At 70.3% G+C, this 19,667-nt stretch carries 17 protein-coding genes; 9 read left to right on the top strand and 8 right to left on the bottom strand.

All coding sequences use genetic code 11. The features are described 5' to 3' along the window. Window positions 1–182 precede the first annotated feature (182 nt). From purU to ABD073_RS01745, 5 genes are all read left to right on the top strand, one after another. Entirely contained in the window at window positions 183–1,034 is an 852-nt protein-coding gene (gene purU, locus ABD073_RS01765) for a formyltetrahydrofolate deformylase (RefSeq protein ID WP_343872001.1), read from the top strand. 211 nt (window positions 1,035–1,245) lie between these two features. Further along, window positions 1,246–1,647 (top strand): DUF485 domain-containing protein, encoded by a 402-nt coding sequence (locus ABD073_RS01760; RefSeq protein WP_343872000.1) that lies wholly within the window; start codon window positions 1,246–1,248, stop codon window positions 1,645–1,647. Next, complete coding sequence (locus tag ABD073_RS01755; RefSeq protein ID WP_343871999.1) at window positions 1,647–3,302, top strand: solute symporter family protein; 1,656 nt, start codon at window positions 1,647–1,649, stop codon at window positions 3,300–3,302. Before ABD073_RS01760 ends, ABD073_RS01755 begins: the two co-directional genes overlap by 1 nt. A 191-nt stretch (window positions 3,303–3,493) precedes the next feature. Further along, on the top strand, window positions 3,494–4,054 hold the full coding sequence (locus ABD073_RS01750) for a phage tail tip lysozyme (protein WP_343871998.1): 561 nt from the start codon (window positions 3,494–3,496) through the stop codon (window positions 4,052–4,054). Between the two features lie 116 nt (window positions 4,055–4,170). Then, window positions 4,171–5,157: a malate dehydrogenase gene (locus ABD073_RS01745; protein ID WP_343871997.1), complete on the top strand. Its 987-nt coding sequence runs from the start codon at window positions 4,171–4,173 to the stop codon at window positions 5,155–5,157. Window positions 5,158–5,232: 75 nt separating this feature from the next. Here ABD073_RS01745 and ABD073_RS01740 read toward each other — a convergent pair whose 3' ends face one another. From ABD073_RS01740 to ABD073_RS01720, 5 genes are read right to left on the bottom strand one after another with little or no spacing between them, the layout of a single operon-like run. Further along, window positions 5,233–5,550, bottom strand: coding sequence for a DUF3017 domain-containing protein (locus tag ABD073_RS01740; protein ID WP_343871996.1), 318 nt, complete (start codon window positions 5,548–5,550; stop codon window positions 5,233–5,235). Beyond that, complete coding sequence (locus ABD073_RS01735; protein ID WP_343871995.1) at window positions 5,551–6,408, bottom strand: bifunctional methylenetetrahydrofolate dehydrogenase/methenyltetrahydrofolate cyclohydrolase; 858 nt, start codon at window positions 6,406–6,408, stop codon at window positions 5,551–5,553. It lies immediately after the preceding gene. A gap of 49 nt (window positions 6,409–6,457) precedes the next feature. Continuing rightward, entirely contained in the window at window positions 6,458–8,020 is a 1,563-nt protein-coding gene (gene purH / locus ABD073_RS01730) for a bifunctional phosphoribosylaminoimidazolecarboxamide formyltransferase/IMP cyclohydrolase (protein ID WP_343871994.1), read from the bottom strand. Window positions 8,021–8,070: 50 nt separating this feature from the next. Beyond that, window positions 8,071–8,664: a phosphoribosylglycinamide formyltransferase gene (gene purN, locus ABD073_RS01725; RefSeq protein WP_343871993.1), complete on the bottom strand. Its 594-nt coding sequence runs from the start codon at window positions 8,662–8,664 to the stop codon at window positions 8,071–8,073. 34 nt (window positions 8,665–8,698) lie between these two features. After that, window positions 8,699–9,964: a cell division protein PerM gene (locus ABD073_RS01720; protein WP_343871992.1), complete on the bottom strand. Its 1,266-nt coding sequence runs from the start codon at window positions 9,962–9,964 to the stop codon at window positions 8,699–8,701. Between the two features lie 212 nt (window positions 9,965–10,176). Between ABD073_RS01720 and ABD073_RS01715 the strand changes: the two genes are divergently transcribed. Then, window positions 10,177–11,877, top strand: a complete 1,701-nt coding sequence (locus ABD073_RS01715) for a hypothetical protein (protein WP_343871991.1) — start codon at window positions 10,177–10,179, stop codon at window positions 11,875–11,877. Between the two features lie 227 nt (window positions 11,878–12,104). Further along, the gene (locus ABD073_RS01710) at window positions 12,105–13,232 is read left to right on the top strand and encodes a M23 family metallopeptidase (RefSeq protein WP_343871990.1); all 1,128 of its coding nucleotides are present in this window, start codon (window positions 12,105–12,107) and stop codon (window positions 13,230–13,232) included. 81 nt (window positions 13,233–13,313) lie between these two features. On the opposite strand, the gene ABD073_RS01705 is transcribed toward ABD073_RS01710, so the two are convergent. Beyond that, window positions 13,314–15,809 (bottom strand): UvrD-helicase domain-containing protein, encoded by a 2,496-nt coding sequence (locus tag ABD073_RS01705; RefSeq protein ID WP_343872084.1) that lies wholly within the window; start codon window positions 15,807–15,809, stop codon window positions 13,314–13,316. 76 nt (window positions 15,810–15,885) lie between these two features. On the opposite strand from ABD073_RS01705, the gene ABD073_RS01700 reads away from it, so the two are divergent. Both ABD073_RS01700 and ABD073_RS01695 read left to right on the top strand, forming a co-directional pair. Continuing rightward, entirely contained in the window at window positions 15,886–17,139 is a 1,254-nt protein-coding gene (locus tag ABD073_RS01700; RefSeq protein ID WP_343871989.1) for a phospholipase D-like domain-containing protein, read from the top strand. A 143-nt stretch (window positions 17,140–17,282) separates the two neighbouring features. After that, entirely contained in the window at window positions 17,283–17,543 is a 261-nt protein-coding gene (locus ABD073_RS01695) for a GlsB/YeaQ/YmgE family stress response membrane protein (RefSeq protein WP_343871987.1), read from the top strand. A 77-nt stretch (window positions 17,544–17,620) separates the two neighbouring features. Here ABD073_RS01695 and ABD073_RS01690 read toward each other — a convergent pair whose 3' ends face one another. Together ABD073_RS01690 and ABD073_RS01685 are read right to left on the bottom strand one after the other, a co-directional pair. Further along, a complete protein-coding gene (locus ABD073_RS01690; RefSeq protein ID WP_343871985.1) occupies window positions 17,621–18,319 on the bottom strand; it encodes a LuxR C-terminal-related transcriptional regulator in 699 nt (232 codons plus the stop codon). Next, a complete protein-coding gene (locus tag ABD073_RS01685) occupies window positions 18,320–19,633 on the bottom strand; it encodes an ATP-binding protein (protein ID WP_343871984.1) in 1,314 nt (437 codons plus the stop codon). It lies immediately after the preceding gene. Window positions 19,634–19,667 lie beyond the last annotated feature (34 nt).

Genomic DNA, 19,667 nt, shown 5'->3' with positions numbered 1-19,667 from the left:
CCACCTCCTCAACGGCCGCCAGGTGCGGCCTGGGACTGTGGCACTCCTGGTCGCTGGCGGGGGCGGCCTGCGAGGCCCGGGCATGTCGGGTAGTCACCCGGCAAGGATATAGGCGCACGCAGAAGCGTCCGCTGAGCCGCGCCCGGCACCGGGCGGCGCACCGCTTGTCCTAGGCTGGCCGGGTGAGCAACGAGAACCACTGGGTCCTGACGATCGCCTGCGACGACCGTCCCGGCATCGTGCACGCCGTCTCGGGGGCCTGCGTGGCCGCCAAGGGCAACATCGGCGAGTCCAAGCAGTTCTCCTCGCCGGAGTCCGGCCGCTTCTTCATGCGCCTGGAGCTGGACACGCTGGCCAGCCGGACCGAGATCGAGGCCGCCCTGGCCCCCGTGGTGGAGGACCTGGACGCCGACTGGGAGCTCGACCTGGTGCAGCGCCCCACCCGGACCCTGGTGCTCTGCTCCAAGGCGGGCCACTGCGTCAACGACCTGCTCTTCCGCCAGCGCAGCGGCCACCTCAACATCGAGATCCCCACGATCCTGTCCAACCACCCGGACCTGGGCGACCTGGCCGCCTTCTACGGCACCGACTTCGAGCACCACACCGTGACCCCGCAGACCAAGCCGGACTTCGAGGCCCGGGTGCTGGAGCTGGTGGCCGAGCACGACATCGAGCTGGTGGTGCTGGCGCGCTACATGCAGATCCTCTCCCCCGGGCTGTGCGAGGCGCTGGCCGGGCGCGCCATCAACATCCACCACTCCTTCCTGCCCGGCTTCAAGGGCGCGAACCCCTACCGCCAGGCGCACGAGCGCGGCGTGAAGCTGATCGGCGCCACCGCCCACTTCGTCACCACCGACCTGGACGAGGGCCCGATCATCGAGCAGAACGTGGTGCGCGTGGACCACTCCAAGAGCCCGGCCCAGCTGATGGCCACCGGCCAGGACGAGGAGAGCCGCACCCTGACCGAGGCGGTCAAGTTGTTCGCCGAGAAGCGGGTCTTCCTGGACGGCGCGCGGACCGTCATCTTCCGCTGATCGGTGTGGTTTGACCACGAAACCCCTAGTGGGCGCTGGTCAAAGGGATCGCTCGACGTCGAGACAACAGAGCGACAACAATGTGAAGAAAAGCACAATTTGGTGCTGACATCGGCCGACTTTGCCGCTACCTTGGCTCCATCCTGCACGGGTGGGACGTTCCCGGCCGCCCAGCAGGGGCCTGTCAATGATGCAGACCTTAGGAGCCCCGATGTCCACGCCACATCGCCCCGACCACGGGAGTGATCCCGCCCACCTGCCGCCCGCCGGCCCGACCCATGCCGAGCCCAAGAAGGCCTATGTCGCCGATGACGAGGCCCTGGCCCGCGTCCAGGCCAGCGAGGAGTTCCAGGAGCTCAAGAAGCGCTTCCGCAACTTCGCCTTCCCGCTCAGCGCCGCCTTCCTGATCTGGTACTTCGCCTACGTGCTGCTCAGCACCTATGCCGTGGACTTCATGCGCAAGGAGGTCATCGGTCACGTGACCATCGGCCTCCTGCTCGGACTGCTGCAGTTCGTGACCACCTTCGGCATCACGTGGCTCTACATCCGCCACGCCAACAAGAACCTTGACCCGATCGCGTCCCGTCTGCGCGCGGAGCTGGAGGCCCAGTGATGAACAGCTACCTGCCCCTCCTCGAGACCAAGCTGGGCAACCCGCTGGTCAACATCGCGATCTTCGCCATCTTCGTGGTGGCCACCCTGACCATCGTCATCCGCGTCTCCACGGGCGGCAAGAAGAAGGCCAGCGACTTCTACACCGGCGGTGCCTCCTTCGACGGGCGCCAGAACGGCCTGGCCATCGCGGGCGACTACCTCTCGGCCGCCTCCTTCCTGGGCATCGTGGGTGCCGTCGCGCTGACCGGCTACGACGGCCTGCTCTACTCGATCGGCTTCCTGGTGGCCTGGCTGGTCGCCCTGCTGCTGGTGGCCGAGCCGATGCGCAACACCGGCAAGTTCACGATGGCCGACGTGCTCAGCTTCCGCACCCAGGAGAAGCCGGTGCGCATGGCTGCCGCCATCTCCACCCTGGCCGTCTCCTTCTTCTACCTGCTGGCCCAGATGGCCGGCGCCGGCGGCCTGGTCTCCCTGCTGCTGGGCGTCACCGACTCGATGATGCAGAACCTGGTCATCGTGCTGGTGGGCATCCTGATGATCGTCTACGTGCTGATCGGTGGCATGAAGGGCACCACCTGGGTGCAGATGATCAAGGCCGTGCTGCTGATCGGCGGCGCCGCCATCATGACCTTCTGGGTGCTGGCCAAGACCGGCTTCAACCTGTCCACCCTGCTGGGCCACGCCCAGACCAGCGCCGACACCATCAAGGCCGCCGACCCGGCCGCGAACGGCTCCGGCTGGAAGGACCTGCTCAAGCCGATGGGCAAGTACGGCAGCAACAAGCTGGGCTTCATCTCGCTGTCCATCGCCCTGGTGCTGGGCACCGCGGGTCTGCCCCACGTGCTGATGCGCTTCTACACCGTACCCACCGCCAAGGAGGCGCGCCGCTCGGTGACCTGGGCGATCGGCCTGATCGGTGCCTTCTACCTGTTCACCATGGTGCTCGGCTACGGCGCCGCCTGGCTGGTCGGCTACGACGAGATCAACGCCATGCCCGGCAAGGCCAATGCGGCCGCCCCGGCGCTGGCCTTCTTCCTGCCCGGCAAGGGGCTGGGTGGCACCATCTTCCTGGCGCTGATCGCGGGCGTCGCCTTCGCCACCATCCTCGCGGTGGTCGCGGGCCTGGCCATCACGGCCTCGGCCTCCTTCGCCCACGACATCTACAACGCCATCCTCAAGGACGGCAAGGCCGATCCGGTGCAGGAGGTGAAGGTGGCCCGCACCACCGTGATCGTGATCGGTGCGCTGGCCATCGTCGGCGGCATCGCGGCGAAGAGCCAGAACATCGCCTTCCTGGTGGCGCTGGCCTTCGCGGTCGCTGCCTCGGCGAACCTGCCCTCCATCCTGTACTCGCTCTACTGGAAGCGCTTCAACACCCGTGGCGCGGTCTGGTCCATCTACGGTGGCCTGATCTCCGCCCTGGTGCTGATCACCTTCTCGCCCGCCGTCTCGGGCGCGAAGACCGCGATGTTTCCCAATGCCGACTTCGCCTGGTTCCCGCTGGACAACCCGGCCCTGGTCAGCGTCCCGGTGGGCTTCATCCTGGGCTGGCTCGGCTCCATCACCTCGAAGGAGCACAATGCCGCGAAGTACACCGAGATGGAGGTCCGCTCCATGACCGGTGCCGGCGCCGAGGGTGCCGTCGCACACTGAGGTCCTGCACCTCGCACGTCCCACGAACCGGCCGTCCTCCCCTGGGGAGGGCGGCCGGTTCCTCGTGCCCGCTGAGAGTCCGCTGATTCTGAGAATTCTTAGTTTCTGCTCACCAATCGGTAAGTTGGTGCACCGTCACCCCCGCCGGGGCTTCCCCCTGACACCACCACCGGGAAAGACCGAAGGACTCCATGAACCCCCAGCACCGTGCCCGTCTCGCCGCCACCCTGACCGCCACCGCCCTGGTCGGCGGCCTGGGGACCAGCCTGCCCGCGCAGGCCGCCCTCCCCGCCGGCGACGGCGTCACCACCACCGCGCTCGGCCGTACCAGTCCGAACAAGATCGCCTACGACTACTTCCGCGCGAAGGGCCTCACCCCGGCCCAGTCCGCCGGCATCGTCGGCAACCTGATGCAGGAGTCCGGCTCCCCCATCAACCCCAGGGCCCGCCAGAAGGGCGGCCCGGGCATGGGCATCGCCCAGTGGAGCCGTGGCGCTCGCTGGAACCAGCTCACCCGCTATGCCGCGAAGACCAAGCGGTCCCCCTATGCCCTCAACACCCAGCTGGACTTCATCTGGGTGGAGCTGAACGGCAGCGAGAAGCGTGCCCTGGGCAAGCTGCGCGCCAGCCGCAGCCTGCCGGCCGCCACCGCCAGCTTCTCGCGCCACTACGAGCGCTGCGCCCCGCGCTGGTGCCACAACACCAAGCGCACCGCGAACGCGCAGCGGGTGCTGTCCGCCTACGCCCGCTGAGCGGGCGCGCAGGGCCTCGGGCGCGATAGGGTCTGACTGTCCGCTCGATGTCGAGCGCCTCCGGGACTCCAGAGGATGGTCCGGAGCGAGTACCAACTCGAAAGAAGGAAGAAACCGTGAGCCAGACCCCCGTGAAGGTTGCAGTCACCGGCGCCGCCGGCCAGATCTGCTACAGCCTGCTGTTCCGCATCGCCTCCGGCGCCCTGCTGGGCGACACCCCGGTGGAGCTGCGTCTGCTGGAGATCACCCCGGCCCTCAAGGCCCTCGAGGGCGTCGTCATGGAGCTGGACGACTGCGCCTTCCCGAACCTGGCCAAGGTGGAGATCGGCGACGATCCCGAGAAGGTCTTCGACGGCGTGAACATGGCCATGCTGGTGGGCGCCATGCCCCGCAAGGCCGGCATGGAGCGCGGCGACCTGCTGAGCGCCAACGGCGCCATCTTCACCGCCCAGGGCAAGGCCCTGAACAAGGTGGCTGCCGACGACGTGAAGGTGCTGGTGACCGGCAACCCGGCCAACACCAATGCGCTGATCGCCTACAGCAACGCCCCTGACATCCCCAAGGAGCAGTTCGCCGCCCTGACCCGTCTGGACCAGGACCGCGCCAAGGCGCAGGTGGCCCAGAAGCTCGGCGTCAGCGTGAACGACGTCAAGAAGATGACCATCTGGGGCAACCACTCCGCCACCCAGTACCCGGACCTGTTCAATGCCGAGGTCAACGGCCGTTCGGCCGCCGAGCAGATCAACGACCAGGCCTGGATCGAGAGCACCTTCATCCCCACCGTCGCCAAGCGCGGCGCGGCCATCATCGACGCGACCGGCCTGTCCAGCCGCGCCTCGGCCGCCAATGCCACCGTGAGCTGCATGCACGACTGGGCGCTGGGCACCCCGGAGAACGACTGGGTCTCGATGGCCGTCGTCTCCGACGGTTCCTACGGCGTGCCGGAGGGCCTGGTCTCCTCCTTCCCCGTCACGATCAAGGACGGCAAGTGGGAGATCGTCCAGGGCCTGGACATCAACGACTTCAGCCGCGGCAAGATCGACGCCTCGGTGGCCGAGCTGGCCGACGAGCGCCAGGCCGTCACCGAGCTGGGCCTGATCTGACCAGCAGCACCCGCTGACACGCGCGTGGCCCCCGCCGGATGGCGGGGGCCACGTGCGTGTCTGCACGGTTCGGGCTCAGGGGCGCGAGTGCGGCACCACGAAGGTGAGCAGCAGCATGGTGGCCGCCACGCCGAGCAGCAGCAGGCTGTCGAAGAGCCGGGTGCGCACCACCAGCAGGCCGGCCACCCGGTTCGGGAGCACGGCGCGCAGGATGCCGCCCAGCAGCACGCTGCAGCCGATGGCGAAGGCGCCGCGTCGCCAGTGGCCCGTCGCGGTGATGCCCAGCGCCACCAGCAGCGCCGCCAGCACCAGTGCCAGTGGCCACTGGTTGAGGGTCGCGCTACCGGCGCGCGCCCTCAGCGGCGCGGCCGGCTCACGCTGCTCGCCGCTCACTCAGGCCTGCCCGGCCAGTTCTTCGGCGCGGTCCACCACATTGCTCAGCAGCATGGCGCGGGTCATCGGGCCCACGCCGCCCGGGTTCGGGGTGACCATGCTGGCCACCTCCCAGACGTCCGCGGCCACGTCGCCCACCGGCTTGCCGTCCACCCGGCTGACGCCGACGTCGACCACCACGGCGCCCGGCTTGACCATGTCCGCGGTCAGGAAGCCCGGACGGCCGACGGCCGCCACCACGATGTCCGCGGTGGCGGTGTGGCTGAACAGGTCCTTGGTGCCGGTGTGGCACTGGATCACGGTGGAGTTCTCGCTGCGGCGGGTGAGCAGCAGCGAGAGCGGGCGGCCCACGGTGGTGCCGCGGCCCACGATGCAGACCTCTGCGCCGTCCAGGTCCACCTCGTGGCGGCGCAGCAGCTCGACGATGCCGCGCGGGGTGCAGGGCAGCGGGCCGGGCTCGTTGAGCACCAGCTTGCCCAGGCTGGCCGGGGCCAGGCCGTCGGCATCCTTGTCCGGGTCGATCATCGCCAGTGCGCGGTGCTCGTCCAGGTGCCTGGGCAGCGGCAGCTGCACGATGTAGCCGGTGCAGGCCGGGTTGGCGTTCAGTTCGGCGATCGCGGCGTCGAGCTCGTCCTGGGTGGTGTCCTCGGGCAGGTCGACGCGGATCGAGGCAATGCCCACCTCCGCGCAGTCCTTGTGCTTGCCCCCCACGTAGATCTGGCTGCCCGGATCGGCACCCACCAGCACGGTGCCCAGGCCGGGCACCACGCCGCGCTCACGCAGCGCGTCGACGCGAACCTTCAGCTCCGACTTGATCTGGGCGGCGACGGCCTTGCCGTCGATGCGTTCTGCAGTCATGTGCATTCCTTTCATGGGTGGAGCACCCCGCCTCGTGCGGGTTGACGCGTCAGTGGAAGAAGTGGCGGGTACCGGTGGTGTAGAGCGTGATGCCGTGCTGCTGGCACAGCTCGATGGTCTCATCGTCGCGGATCGAACCACCGGGCTGGACGATGGCCTTCACTCCCCCGTCGATCAGGATCTGCGGACCGTCGCTGAACGGGAAGAAGGCGTCCGAGGCCGCCACCGAACCCTTGGCACGTTCACCGGCCCGCTCGACGGCCAGCGTGCAGGAGTCCACCCGGTTCACCTGTCCCATCCCGACGCCCACCGAGGCGCCCCCGGAGGCCAGCAGGATGGCATTGGACTTCACGGCGCGGCAGGCGCGCCAGGCGAAGGCCAGGTCGGCCAGGGTCTGCTCGTCGGCGGCGGGGCCGGCGGCCAGGGTCCAGTTCGCGGGCTCGTCGCCCTCGGACTGGAAGACATCGGACTGCTGCAGCAGCAGGCCACCGTCCACGGCACGGCTCTCGATCCCACCACGGGTCGGAGCGGGGCACCGCAGGATGCGCAGATTCTTCTTGCCCTGCAGCAGCTCGAGCGCCTCCAGCTCGTAGTCGGGCGCGATGATCACCTCGGTGAAGATCGGCTTGACCTGCTCGGCCATGGCCAGGGTGACCGGGCGGTTGGCGGCGATCACGCCGCCGTAGGCGCTCAGCGAGTCGCACTCGTGCGCCTTGCGGTGGGCCTCGGCGATGTCGGCACCGGTGGCGATGCCGCAGGGGTTGGAGTGCTTGATGATGGCCACTGCCGGCTCGTCGAAGTCGGAGGCGGCACGGCGTGCGGAGTCGGTGTCGACGTAGTTGTTGTAGCTCATCTCCTTGCCGCCCAGCTGCTCGGCGCCCGCCAGCCCGGCCTCACCGAAGCCGTTGCGGTAGATGGCCGCCTGCTGGTGGCTGTTCTCGCCGTAGCGCAGCACGTTCTGACGGGTGTAGGTGCCGGCCAGCCAGTTCGGGAAGCCGGTGCCCTCGGTGCCGTCGGTGAGCACGTGGCCCATCCAGGTGGCCACGGCCACGTCATAGCTGGCGGTGTGCACGAAGGCGGCGGCGGCCAGGGCCTTGCGCTGCTCCAGGGTGAAGCCGCCCTCGGCCAACGCCTGCTCCACCTGGCCGTACTGGTCGGGCGAGGTGATGATCGCCACGCTGGGGTGGTTCTTGGCGGCGGCGCGCACCATCGAGGGGCCGCCGATGTCGATCTGCTCGATGCACTCGTCGGGGCTGGCGCCGGAGGCGACGGTCTGGGTGAAGGGGTAGAGGTTGGAGACCACCAGGTCGAAGGCCTGGATGCCGAGCTCGTCGAGCTGGGCGCGGTGGCTGTCCAGGCGGCGGTCGGCGAGGATGCCGGCGTGCACCGTGGGGTGCAGGGTCTTGACCCGGCCGTCGAGGCATTCCGGGAAGCCGGTCAGCTCGGCCACCTCGGTGACCTGAAGCCCGGCCCCGACCAGCGCCCGGTAGGAGCCACCGGTGCTCACCAGCTCCACCCCGGCGGCGGCCAGCGCCTGCCCGAGCTCGACGAGCCCGGTCTTGTCGTAGACGCTGACCAGCGCGCGCTTGATGGGCATTCGGTTGTCACTCATTGGATCTCCTGAATGTTTCGTGCCGTGGTTGGGGGTGATCAGTGGGGCCCTCAGCGGGCTGCCTGGACGGAGAGGTCGTTGACGACGTCGACCAGCAGACGCCGCTCCACCACCTTGATGCGTTGGTGGAGGCTGTCCTCGTCGTCCTCCGGATGGACGGGGACGGCCTGCTGCGTGATCAGCTCGCCGGTGTCGACGCCGTCGTTGACCCAGAAGATGGAGGCCCCGGTCTCGGTGGCGCCGGCAGCGAGCGCATCGCGGACGGCGTGCGCACCGGGGAAGGCCGGCAGCAGCGCGGGGTGGGTGTTGATGATGCGGCCCGCGAAGCGGTCCATGAAGGGCCGGTCGAAGAGCTTCATGAAGCCGGCCGAGACCACCAGGTCGGGCCGGTGGGCGTCCACCAGGTCTGCCAGCTGGGCATCCCAGTCGAGCCGCTCCTGGCTGCCGCGGCGCAGCAGGCGAGGCATCGGATGGGCGAAGCAGGCGATGCCGGCCTCGGCGGCGCGCTCCAGGGCCCGGCAGTCGGCCACGTCGGAACCGACGGCCACCAGCTCGGCCCCCAGCTCGCCGGCCTCGCGCGCGTCGACCAGGGCCTGCAACAAGGTCCCGCTGCCGGAGACCAGGACGACGACGCGATAGCTCACGGCCACACCCTATCGGCCACCACGGCCGCGCGACTCAGTCCTGCCGGGGCGCGGACGCGGGCGCCTGGCCGCCGATCAGCTGGGTGGGCTCCTCCTGGTCGTCCACCTCGAACGGACCTTCCTCCCGCGGCACCAGCGGCTCGCCGCGTCGCAGGCCCACCACCAGACCGGTGACCAGCCCGGACAGGCCCATCAGCGTGGGTGCCATCACGGCCAGCGGCAGCAGCCGGGCGCCGATGCCCACCAGCCGGGTGTCCCCCAGGTTGCCATTGCTGATCGCGGCCAGCAGCCAGAAGGCCAGGCCGGCCAGCACCCCGGACAGGCCGCCCACCAGGGTGGTCTCGTCGAGGCGGGCGGAACGGCGCGCCCGGCAGATGACGGCCGCGGCCAGCACGCCGGCCAGCACACCGGAGAGCATCCAGACCAGCGCCACGCGAGGGCCTGGACCATTCGGTCCCACCGCGCCCAGCACCGGGATGTTGGGCAGCATGCCGGTCAGGTTCTGGGCCGGGGAGACGACGGTGCCGGTGCCCAGCGAGAGCCCGGCCCCCAGCGCCCAGGAGGCGCACCAGAGCACCAGGTTGGGCAGCCAGGCCAGCTGCAGCAGGAGCAGCACGATGCCACCGGCGGTGCCGGGCAGCAGGGCGTCGTGCAACTGCACCACACGGGAACGATTCATCAGCAGCGCCGTGGCGGCCACCACGGCGCCGGTGCCCACCATCACGGCGAGAGCGGCGGCCACCGCCCGGGGCACGGCCCGGGCCCAGGCGGGCCACCAGGCGGTGGGATGCCAGTCCAGCGCCCGCCCGGCCCCCACCAGGCCACTCACCGCACCCACCAGCAGGCCGCCCAGCAGGGCCCGGCCGGTCTGGTTGTCGCGGCCCACGAAGCCGGCGGCCACCATGACGCAGAGCAGGTAGACCAGGGCGAAGACGCCCCCGACGCGCAGACTGAGCGACTGGCGCTGGCGCTGGGAGAGCTCCGGGAGCGCCTCCGCCCGGGCCTGGTGCGCCGCCATGCCCACCAGGCCGGAACCGGTGAGCAGGATGATCGCGGTCACGCCCAGCGGGATCACGGTGAGGGTCGCCACGCCGATGTCTGCGCCGGCCCCGTGGGCCAGCAGCCAGCCGCGGACCCCGACGGCGAGCACGGACCAGAAGCCCAGGTCAGGCGCCTGGACCCAGGCGACGGTGGCCAGCGCGATCGGCACCACCAGCCCGGCCAGCGCGGTGACGACGGCCGCCAGCGCGGCCGCCAGCGGCCAGGGCAGCACGCTGGTGGGGCCGAGCTGTTGACGCACCAGGCGGATCGGGCGCGCCAGCCGGGACCGTCGCGAGCCTCCGCCCGGCGCCGCCGTCGCTCCGCCACCTCGCCTGCCGATTCGCGCCACTCAACAACTCCTGTCCATCTCCCGGCCGCGCCGGGATCGCTGCCGCGGTCCCCCGGCAGGTAAACTCCGCACGAGGTCCGTGCCGGGCCTAGCCATCCGTCCACCGATCCCGGAGGGTCCGCGTGACCGACGATCAGAACAGCAACCCGCAGCAGGAGGCCGAGGAGCACGTCGCCGACGGGCTCCAGCCGGGCGCCGAGAACGCGTCCGACCCTACCCCAGCGGAAGAGGCTGAACTGGCAGCGATCGACCACAGCGCCTGGATGCGTCCCCCGGTCGGCGAGACGCGTCGCACCGCCGAGGTGGTGGACGCGCTGGCCCCCGAGCCGCCCGAGCCGGTGGACGAGGAGCCGGTGGACGAGGAGCAGCCCGAGCAGCAGGTGGAGCAGCCTGCCACCACGCCCACCCCCGCCCACCTGGCGGAGTCGGCCCTGGCGGGCCACCAGATGGCCGCCGTGATCGGGGCCCGAGCCGCGCGCGCCCGGGACCACGTGCCCGGTGCGAGCCTGGACCACGCCCCCGAGATCCCCGACCTGGGCGCCACCGCCGTGCGGCCCTCCCGCTCCGGCCTCGCGCGCCTGATGCCCTGGCTGGCGGCTGCGCTCGCCGCGGCCCTGGCGGTCTTCGGCATCGTCTACGCCACCACCCGCAAGGATGTCGTGGTGGTCACCGAGACCCCCACGCCCACCGTCAGCAAGCCCCCGGTGGTGCAGGACACCGACCTGTTCAGTGCCGCCGACGCGGCCCGGGTGCAGCCGGTCAAGGGCTGGGCCGTGGCCTCCACCGCGGACAAGCTGAGCCCCCAGCTGCGGATCACCTGCCAGCCCAACACCCAGGGCCAGCCCAATCCCAACCAGAGCAAGCAGCGCACCCTCACCACGCCCCCGAAGACGGGTCTGGCCGCGCTGCACCAGGTGGACAACTTCTCCTCGGTGGCCGATGCCAGCAAGGCCTTCGGCATGCGCGCGGCGAACCTGGCCTCCTGCAGCGACGCCCCCAGCTGGATCTACGGTGCCGTGAAGGCCACCGGCCTGGGCGACGAGTCCGCCTCGCAGACCATCAGCTACCAGGACCAGGTGGCCCAGTTCCACACCATCGTGCTGACCCGCACCGGGACCACCCTGCACGCGCTGGACATCACCAGCAGCAACCGGGCCACCAACGGAAACAATGTGGCCAAGGCACTGGCCGGGCCCGTCAACCGGCAGTGCGCCCGTTCCGGGGGCGCCTGTGCCCGCTCCGTGACCACCCAGCCGGCGATCCCGGCCGTCTCCGGCACCCCCGGCTGGCTGATCCCCGCCGACCTGCCCCGGATCACCCCCGGCGCCGGGCTGTGGACCGCCACGGACACGACGAATGTCACCGCCAAGGGCACGACCTGCGAGAACCTGACCCTGTCGTCGGTCTCCGGCCCCACCAAGCGCGAGCAGCGCACCTACCTGATGACCCAGGACAATGCCGCGCCGCAGACCTATGGCGTCGACGAGGTGCTGTTCACCTTCGCCAAGCCGGCCGGTGCCCAGGCCTTCGCCAAGACCCTGTGGGACAACCTGAACGGCTGCCCCAAGCGCCAGGCCACCGCGAAGGTGTCCGAGCCCGCTGCCCCCAAGGTGGCCGTCCAGGGCAAGCAGGTCACCGCCAACACCCTGCAGATCCAGCAGAGCATGGGCGGCTCGCAGACGGCGCGCTACCGGGTGGCGGTGGTCGTCGAGGGCAACCACGTCGCCTACCTGGTCAACAACCCGAGCGCCTCCTACGACCTGGGCAATGCCAAGTTCCAGCAGGTCGCCCTGCGGGCCGGGCTGCGTGCCAGCCAGGCCTGAGCGCCCAGGTGACGAGCAGGTGAACGGAACGGAAATGAGCGTTTGACCAGCCCAGCTGAGAGCCAGCCAAGGCAACTGCTGGCGCGGCATTTGGGAAGTTTTCTGAGAAATGCTAAGTTTCATTCAGTCTTCATGCAGGAGTGCCGCCACCGGATCCCCCACCGGGTGACCGATCGCCGTCGCATACCGCGTAGGATCCAGAGCATTCGATGATTCCGAGGAGAAACGTGTCCCACACCCCGTTCCGCCGGGCTCGCGCCAAGCGCGTGCTCGAGGTGTCGGAGACGAACGACGAGTTCGACTACGAGAGTGTCGCCGACACCGCAGAGGTCGAGGACAGCCCTTCCGTCGCACGTCGCGGCCTGGCCGCCCTGGCCGTGAGCGCCCTGGGCCTGGTCACCGTCGCCGGTGTCGCCGTGGCCGCGTCCGCCGGCTCCGAGCGGGTCGACGTCTCCGCCGTCTCCACGGACAAGAACTCTGCCGACATCACCCGCGCCGTGCCCGCACCGGACGCCGTGACCATCGAGCAGCAGGTGCAGAACCAGGTGGCCGAGGCGCGCAAGGTGGCCGGCCAGACCAATGGCACGCTGGCCGCCTTCGCCGGCCGCACCACGATCACCCGCAGCGCCGCGCGCAGCGAGCTCTCCAAGGCCGTTGCGGCCGAGGGTGCCGTCGCCCGCCAGGACTCGCTGAACGACGTGAACAAGGAGGTGACCGCCCAGGTCACCGACGAGAACGCCGACAACCGCCAGGACCAGATCGAGGCCGACCAGGCCCGGGTCCGTGCCGAGGCCGGCCGGATCGCGGCGGAGAAGAAGAAGGCCGAGGCCAAGCTGAAGGCCGAGGGCAAGAAGGCCGCTGCCGCCAAGACCCCGGCCGCCCAGCCCGAGGCCGCCACCGGCGACGTCTCCGCCATCGTCTCCAGCGGCGGCGGTTCCGCCCCGCTGCCCAAGGGCCGCTACACCGTCGGCGCCTCCTGGGGCCAGTACGGTTCCTGGAGCCGCTGGCACACCGGCCAGGACTTCCCCGCCCCCGTCGGCACCCCGATCTACGCCGTCGCCGACGGCGTGGCCGGCACCACCTGCGGTGGCTGCCAGGGCTGGGCCGGCGACAGCGCCCTGATCCTGCACCACGCCAACGGCGGATCCACCCTGTACGCCCACATGGGTCGCTACACCGTGCAGCCCGGCCAGGTGGTCAAGGCCGGCACCGTGATCGGCTATGTCGGCATGAAGGGCCGCACCTTCGGCCCCCACCTGCACTTCGAGTACTACCCCAAGGGCAGCACCCCGGGCGACGTCTACAAGACCAGCAATCCTGTGACCTTCCTGCTGACCCTGGGCGTCCACGTCTGACCTGCATGGTCACGAGGCACTGAGACTTCTCAGAACGAGGCCCCCTCACGCGGTGCGTGAGGGGGCCTCGTGCCGTTCCGGCTAGAGCCTCTCCATCGGGGCATGCTTCAGGCTCAGCCGCTTCATCCCCATCGAGCCGAAGTCCACGTCTGCCTTGGCGCCGTCGCCGGCCCCGGAGGTGGCCACGACGGTGCCCATCCCGAAGGTGGCGTGCAGCACCCGGTCCCCAGCCGCGACGGCGGCCACGTGCTTGACGGCGCGTCCCTTGCCCGAGCCGAAGGCCGGGCTGAAGCTCTCCGAGGACGACGACGAGGTACGGCCCCGTGCCTGGTAGGTGCGGGTGGCCGAGGTGCTGGCCCAGCCGGTCAGGGCCGCGCCGGTCCGCCGCCAGTCCATCAGGTGCTGCGGGATCTCCTCGAAGAAGCGGCTGGCCGGGTTGTACTGCGGTGCCCCCCAGGCCGAGCGCACCGCGGCGCGCGAGAGGTAGAGCCGCTTGCGGGCCCGGGTGATGCCCACATAGGCCAGCCGTCGCTCCTCCTGCAGCTCGCTGCGGTCCATCAGGGCGCGCATGTGGGGGAAGACGCCGTCCTCGAAGCCGGTCAGGAAGACGGTGTCGAATTCCAGGCCCTTGGCGGTGTGCAGGGTCATCAGGGTGACCACGCCGGCACCCTCGGGATCGTCGGGGATCTGGTCGGAATCGGCCACCAGGGCGATCCGCTCCAGGAAGGCGGGCAGCGAGTCGTCGGGCTCGGGCATCCCGGCCAGCAGCCCCGCTCCCGACGCATCCTCGTCCTCGGCGTCCTCCTCCAGACCGGGGGTGCCCTCCGGAAGGTCGACGGAGTGGGCGGCGGCGACGAACTCACCGGCCACCGCCACCAGCTCCACCAGGTTCTCCAGGCGGGTCTCGTCCTGCGGGTCGGTGGACTTCTCCAGCTCGGCCAGGTAGCCGGAGTCCTTGAGGATGCTGGTGAGGATCTCGTCGGCGGGACTGCCGTCGGCCACCATCTGGCGGTGCCGCGCCATCATCTCGGCGAAGTCCTTGATCTGCTTGAAGCTGCGCGTCGCGATGCCGGGCGCCTCGCTGGCCCGGTCCAGGGCGGCGGAGAAGCTGATCCGCTCGGCGGTGGCCAGGCTCTCGATGGCGGCCTCGGCGCGGTCCCCGATGCCCCGCTTGGGCACGTTCAGGATGCGCCGCACGCTGACGTCGTCGGCCGGGTTGGCGATCGCGCGCAGGTAGCTGATCGCGTCGCGGATCTCGCGCCGCTCGTAGAAGCGCACCCCGCCCACCACCTTGTAGGGCAGGCCCACCCGGATGAAGACCTCCTCGAAGGCCCGGGACTGGGCATTGGTGCGGTAGAAGACGGCGGTGTCGCCGTAGCGGCTGGTGCCCTTGTCGGCCAGGGCGTCGATCTCGTTGGCGACGAACTGCGCCTCGTCGTGCTCGGTGTCGGCGACGTAGCCGGTGATCAGCGCACCCTCGCCCTGGTCGCTCCACAACCGCTTGGCCGGACGGTTCGGGTTGTGGCCGATGACCGCATTGGCGGCGGTGAGGATGTTCTGGGTGGAGCGGTAGTTCTGCTCCAGCAGGATGGTGGCGGCGCCGGGGAAGTCGGACTCGAAGTCCAGGATGTTGCGGATCGTGGCGCCGCGGAAGGCATAGATGGACTGGTCGGAGTCGCCCACCACCATCAGTTCCGGCGGCTCCATCCGCGGGGAGTCGCCCAGGGCGGCCTCGGTCTCCGCGTCCAGGTCCCCGCAGAGCTGGCGGATCAACTGGTACTGGGCGTGGTTGGTGTCCTGGTACTCGTCCACCAGCACCTGGCGGAAGCGGCGCCGGTAGCCCTCCCGCACCTCCGGGAAGGCCTGCATCAGGTGGACGGTGGTCATGATCAGGTCGTCGAAGTCCAGGGCGTTGGCCGCCACCAGGCGACGCTGGTACTCCGAATAGGCCTCGGCGAAGACCTTCTCGTTGCCGTCCCCGGCGCGGGCCACGGCGCTCTCGTGGTCCACCAGCTCGTTCTTGCAGTTGCTCACCCAGTTCATCACCGCGCGCACCGGGTAACGCTTGGGGTCCAGCCCCAGCTCGCGGGTGACCAGGGTCATCAGGCGCTTGGCGTCGGTGTCGTCGTAGATCGAGAAGTTCTTGTTCATGCCGAACTTGTCGATGTCGGCGCGCAGGATGCGCACGCAGGCCGAGTGGAAGGTGGAGACCCACATCAGCTTGGCCCGGTTGCCCACCAGGTCGATCACGCGGCTGCGCATCTCGGCGGCCGCCTTGTTGGTGAAGGTGATCGCCAGCACGGAGCCGGGGTGCACATTGCGCTCGGCCACCAGGTAGGCGATCCGACGGGTCAGCACCCGGGTCTTGCCCGATCCGGCACCGGCCACCACCAGCACCGGCCCCCCGGCGTGCACCACGGCCTGGCGCTGCGGCTCGTTCAGGCCCTCCAGCAGTTCGTCCGCCCCGGGGCGTCGCGCGGCGCCCTCCAGCCGCTCGGCACGCTCCTGCGGCGCCGGCGCCCGACGGGCGGTGGCGGGCTCGGGCTCGAAGGCGCTGAACAGGTCTGGCATCGGCAACTCACTCATGGCATCCCCCAGCCTATGGCCTCGCACCGTCAGCACCGGACCGGCCACGAGCGTTATCGTGGGCCACATGTCAGCACAGGACACGGCCCGGCGGATCGCCGTGCGCGCCATGGCCGGCGTCTTCGGCGCCCAGGTGGCCACGGCCGTCGGGCTGACCGCGATGGAGGAGGTGCGCCGTCGCAAGCGTCGCCCCTACCGCTTCCCCACCTCCGAGCCCACCGCGGTCACCGCCGGCGGGGACCGGGTCACCATCTACACCTTCGGCAAGGACCTCTACGAGGACATGCTGGCCGACATCGAGCGCGCCACGGAGACGGTCTTCTTCGAGACCTACATCTGGAAGGGCGACGAGTACGGCCACCGCTTCAAGCAGGCGCTGGAGGCGGCCGCGGACCGGGGCGTGAAGGTCTGCGTCGTCTTCGACGAGTTCGCCAACCTGGTGGTCCCCCGCTCCTTCTTCCACTTCCCGGCCAACATCCAGGTGCAACGCCACCCGATCGTGGGCAGCCCGGCCTTCCTGAACCCGCGCAACATGGGCCGGGACCACCGCAAGCTGCTGGTGGTGGACTCCGCCGCCGCCTACATCGGCGGCTACAACATCGGCGACACCTATGCCGAGCGCTGGCGCGACACCCATGCCCGGCTGGAGGGCCCCGGCGTGGCGGAGATCGAGAACGCCTTCATCGACTACTGGAACATGAAGCCGATCGGCCTGCTCGGGCCGCGGCGCGACGTCACCCCCGACCTGGTGCAGACCTCCCGGCGCTCCTGGGAGTCCAGCGTGCGGGTGCACCGCAACACGCCACGGATCCAGGTCTTCCCGATCCGCAACATGTACCTGGAGGCCATCGACCGGGCCGACCACCACATCTGGCTCACCCAGGCCTACCTGATCCCCGACGACGACTTCACCGCGGCCCTGTTCGCGGCCGCCCGCCGGGGCGTCGACGTACGCATCATCGTGCCGGCGCAGTCCAACCACGTGGTGGCCGACTGGCTCTCGCGCGGCTTCTACGACGACCTGTTGCACTACGGGGTCCGCCTGTTCCTCTACCAGGGGGCGATGGTGCACGCGAAGACCGGCACCATCGACGGGATCTGGTCCACCATCGGCACCGCCAACCTGGACCGGCTCAGCCTGGCCGGCAACTACGAGGTGAATGCCGAATTCCACGACGCGGCGGTGGCCCGTCGGATGGAGGAGATCTGGGCCGTGGACGAGGCGAACTGCGTCGAGCTGACCGCCGAACGCTGGCAGCGGCGCACCCCGGTGGCCAAGTTCACCGAGGGGCTGCTGGCGCCCTGGCGTCCCTTCTTCTGAGCCTGTCACAGTCGGTGACGCGTCAAATTTCGCGGTTTCCGTTCGCTGGCGGTGGAAATGCGCGACACTGGGTGGTTCGGCCCCTAACCTTGAAGATGCAAGGGGCGTGCGCCCCGCGCAGGTCCCACCGAAAGGAGCTTCCCATGGGAATTCTTGCTTGGATCGTCTTCGGCCTCATCGCCGGTGCCATCGCAAAGCTCATCATGCCCGGTGAGCAGGGCGGCGGCTGGATCGTCACCATCCTGCTCGGTATCGTCGGCGCCTTCGTCGGCGGCTGGATCGGCTCGATGATTGCTGGCGTCGGCATCAGTGGCTTCAACATCACCAGCATGATCGTCGCCATCCTCGGCGCCCTCATCGTGCTGGCGATCTGGGGCTTCGTGGCCGGTCGCGCCCGTCGCTGATCGCCCACCGAGGCACAACCAACACACGGCGAGCGCCGGTCCCCTCCCGGGGACAGGCGCTCGTCGCATGTCCGGGCTCAGACCAGCTTGCGGTCGGTGGCCCACTTGGTGAGCTGGTAGCGGTTCGACAGCTGCAGCTTGCGCAGCACGCTGGAGACGTGGGTCTCGACGGTCTTGACGCTGATGAACAGCTCGCGCGCGATCTCCTTGTAGGCATAGCCGCGGGCGATCAGCTTGAGCACCTCGCGCTCGCGCTGGCTGAGCCGGTCCAGGTCCTCGTCGATGCTGGCCACGTCGATGGAGCCGCTGAAGGCGTCCAGCACGAAGCCCGCCAGCCGCGGTGAGAAGACCGCATCCCCGGTGGCCACCCGGCCGATCGCCTGGAGCAGCTCGGGGCTGGAGATGGACTTGGTGACATAACCGCGGGCGCCGGCGCGGATCACGCCGATCACGTCCTCGGCCGCGTCGGAGACGCTGAGCGCCAGGAACTTCACCTCGGGCAGCGTGGCGTGCACCTGGCTGATCACCTCGACGCCACCGCCGCCGGGCAGGTGGACGTCCAGCAGCACCACGTCGGGCACGGCCTGGCGGATGGCGGCCACCGCGGTGGCGACATCCTCCCCCTCCCCCACGATCTCGACGGCCGGGATCTGCGCGGCAGGGTCAGGGGTCGCGGCGCCCAGCTCGTGGCGCACCCCGGCGCGGAACATGGCGTGGTCGTCCACCAGCACCACGCGGAAGGGTCGGGCGATCGGGCTCAGCTCGGTCTCGGTCATTCAGATCTCCATCGCGAGTCGTACCTCGGTGCCCTCACCGGGCTCCGAGCGGATGCGGGCGGTGCCGCCGTGACGCTCCATGCGCTGCAGGATGGAGCGCGTCACACCCATCCTGTCATCCCCGATCTCCTCCATCCGGAAGCCGACCCCACGGTCGCGGACGAAGAGCTCCACCAGGTGGTCCTCCACCTCGCAGAAGACGTCCACCCGGTCGGCGCCGGAATGCTTCGCGGCATTCATCATGGCCTCGCGGGCGGCGCGGACCAGGGCGTCCAGCTGACCGTCGAGCTCGCGGTCGCCGACGCAGACCAGCTCCACGTCCACCCCGCGCTCGTCCTCGATCTCCTGGGCAGCACGGGCCAGGGCGGTGCGCAGGCTGCCCTCGATCGGCTCGTCGCCGTAGAGCCACTGGCGCAGCTCGCGTTCCTGGCGTCGGGCCAGCGCCGCCACGGCGCGGGAGTCCTCGCTCTGGCGCTGGATCAGGGCGAGGGTCTGCAGCACCGAGTCGTGCAGGTGGGCCGCCATGTCGGCACGGGCCTGGTCCAGCAGGGCCCGCTCGTGCGCGGCCTGGGCATTGCGCCGCATCCGCGTGATCCAGGGCGCTGCGGCGATGCCCACGCCCAGCACCATCAGGGCGGCCAGGGCCAGCATCAGCGGCAGCTGGGTGACGCCGATCTGGGAGGCGGCCACCATCGAGACCGAGACCCCCACCAGTCCCATGCCGGCGGTCATCCGCACCACCGCGGCCCACCCGCGACCCGACAGGAAACGGCCCAGCAGGCCGCGTGGGGCCTGCTCGTCGTCCACGGCGGGGGCATCGGCCTGGCGCCAGACCAGCGCCAGACCGGCCGCGGCGAAGGCCAGCGGCCAGAAGACCGCCGCGTTCGGTCCGACGCCGAAGTTCAGTGCCAGGATGGTGGTGCCGGCGCCCAGCAGGGCGAGCGCGAGCAGGGCGCCACCGTCGCGCGGCACCGCGAGTCCGGCCTTCTCGCGGCGCCGCATGCCGCGTCGCTCCGCCGACTCCAGTCCGGGCGCCTGGCTCTCCTGTTCCTCCTGCTGGGGCATCAGCACCCACAGCAGGCCGTAGAGGAAGATGCCCAGGCCCTGCATCAGGGCCAGCAGCACGAAGCCGCCGCGCACCAGCAGCGGCGACCACCCCAGGTGCTCCGCGACGCCCTGGGCGACACCGGCCACCAGCTCCTGGTCCCGCGAACGCCGCGCCCGGGCCACCGGTTCGGTGGACGGCTCCGGGCTTGCCGGGAGCGCCGGACCCGACGGGGGGACGGCGCGCGGCTCGGGCAGGGGTTCGGTCATGGTGCCACCAGCTTCACACGTCGCCACCGGCTCC

This window comes from Luteococcus peritonei, from assembly GCF_039526385.1.
Lineage (GTDB): Bacteria > Actinomycetota > Actinomycetes > Propionibacteriales > Propionibacteriaceae > Luteococcus > Luteococcus peritonei.
The sequence above is the reverse complement of the archived record's forward strand: the minus strand, read 5'-3'. Positions and strand labels throughout refer to the sequence as shown.

Excerpts from the sequence above, each read along its gene's own strand:
- ABD073_RS01760 (WP_343872000.1), top strand. The coding sequence starts at position 1,246 with ATGTCCACGCCACATCGCCCCGACCACGGGAGTGATCCCGCCCACCTG.
- ABD073_RS01755 (WP_343871999.1), top strand. The coding sequence starts at position 1,647 with ATGAACAGCTACCTGCCCCTCCTCGAGACCAAGCTGGGCAACCCGCTG.
- ABD073_RS01750 (WP_343871998.1), top strand. The coding sequence starts at position 3,494 with ATGAACCCCCAGCACCGTGCCCGTCTCGCCGCCACCCTGACCGCCACC.
- ABD073_RS01735 (WP_343871995.1), bottom strand. The coding sequence starts at position 6,408 with ATGACTGCAGAACGCATCGACGGCAAGGCCGTCGCCGCCCAGATCAAG.
- purH (WP_343871994.1), bottom strand. The coding sequence starts at position 8,020 with ATGAGTGACAACCGAATGCCCATCAAGCGCGCGCTGGTCAGCGTCTAC.
- ABD073_RS01700 (WP_343871989.1), top strand. The coding sequence starts at position 15,886 with ATGTCAGCACAGGACACGGCCCGGCGGATCGCCGTGCGCGCCATGGCC.
- ABD073_RS01695 (WP_343871987.1), top strand. The coding sequence starts at position 17,283 with ATGGGAATTCTTGCTTGGATCGTCTTCGGCCTCATCGCCGGTGCCATC.
- ABD073_RS01690 (WP_343871985.1), bottom strand. The coding sequence starts at position 18,319 with ATGACCGAGACCGAGCTGAGCCCGATCGCCCGACCCTTCCGCGTGGTG.
- ABD073_RS01685 (WP_343871984.1), bottom strand. The coding sequence starts at position 19,633 with ATGACCGAACCCCTGCCCGAGCCGCGCGCCGTCCCCCCGTCGGGTCCG.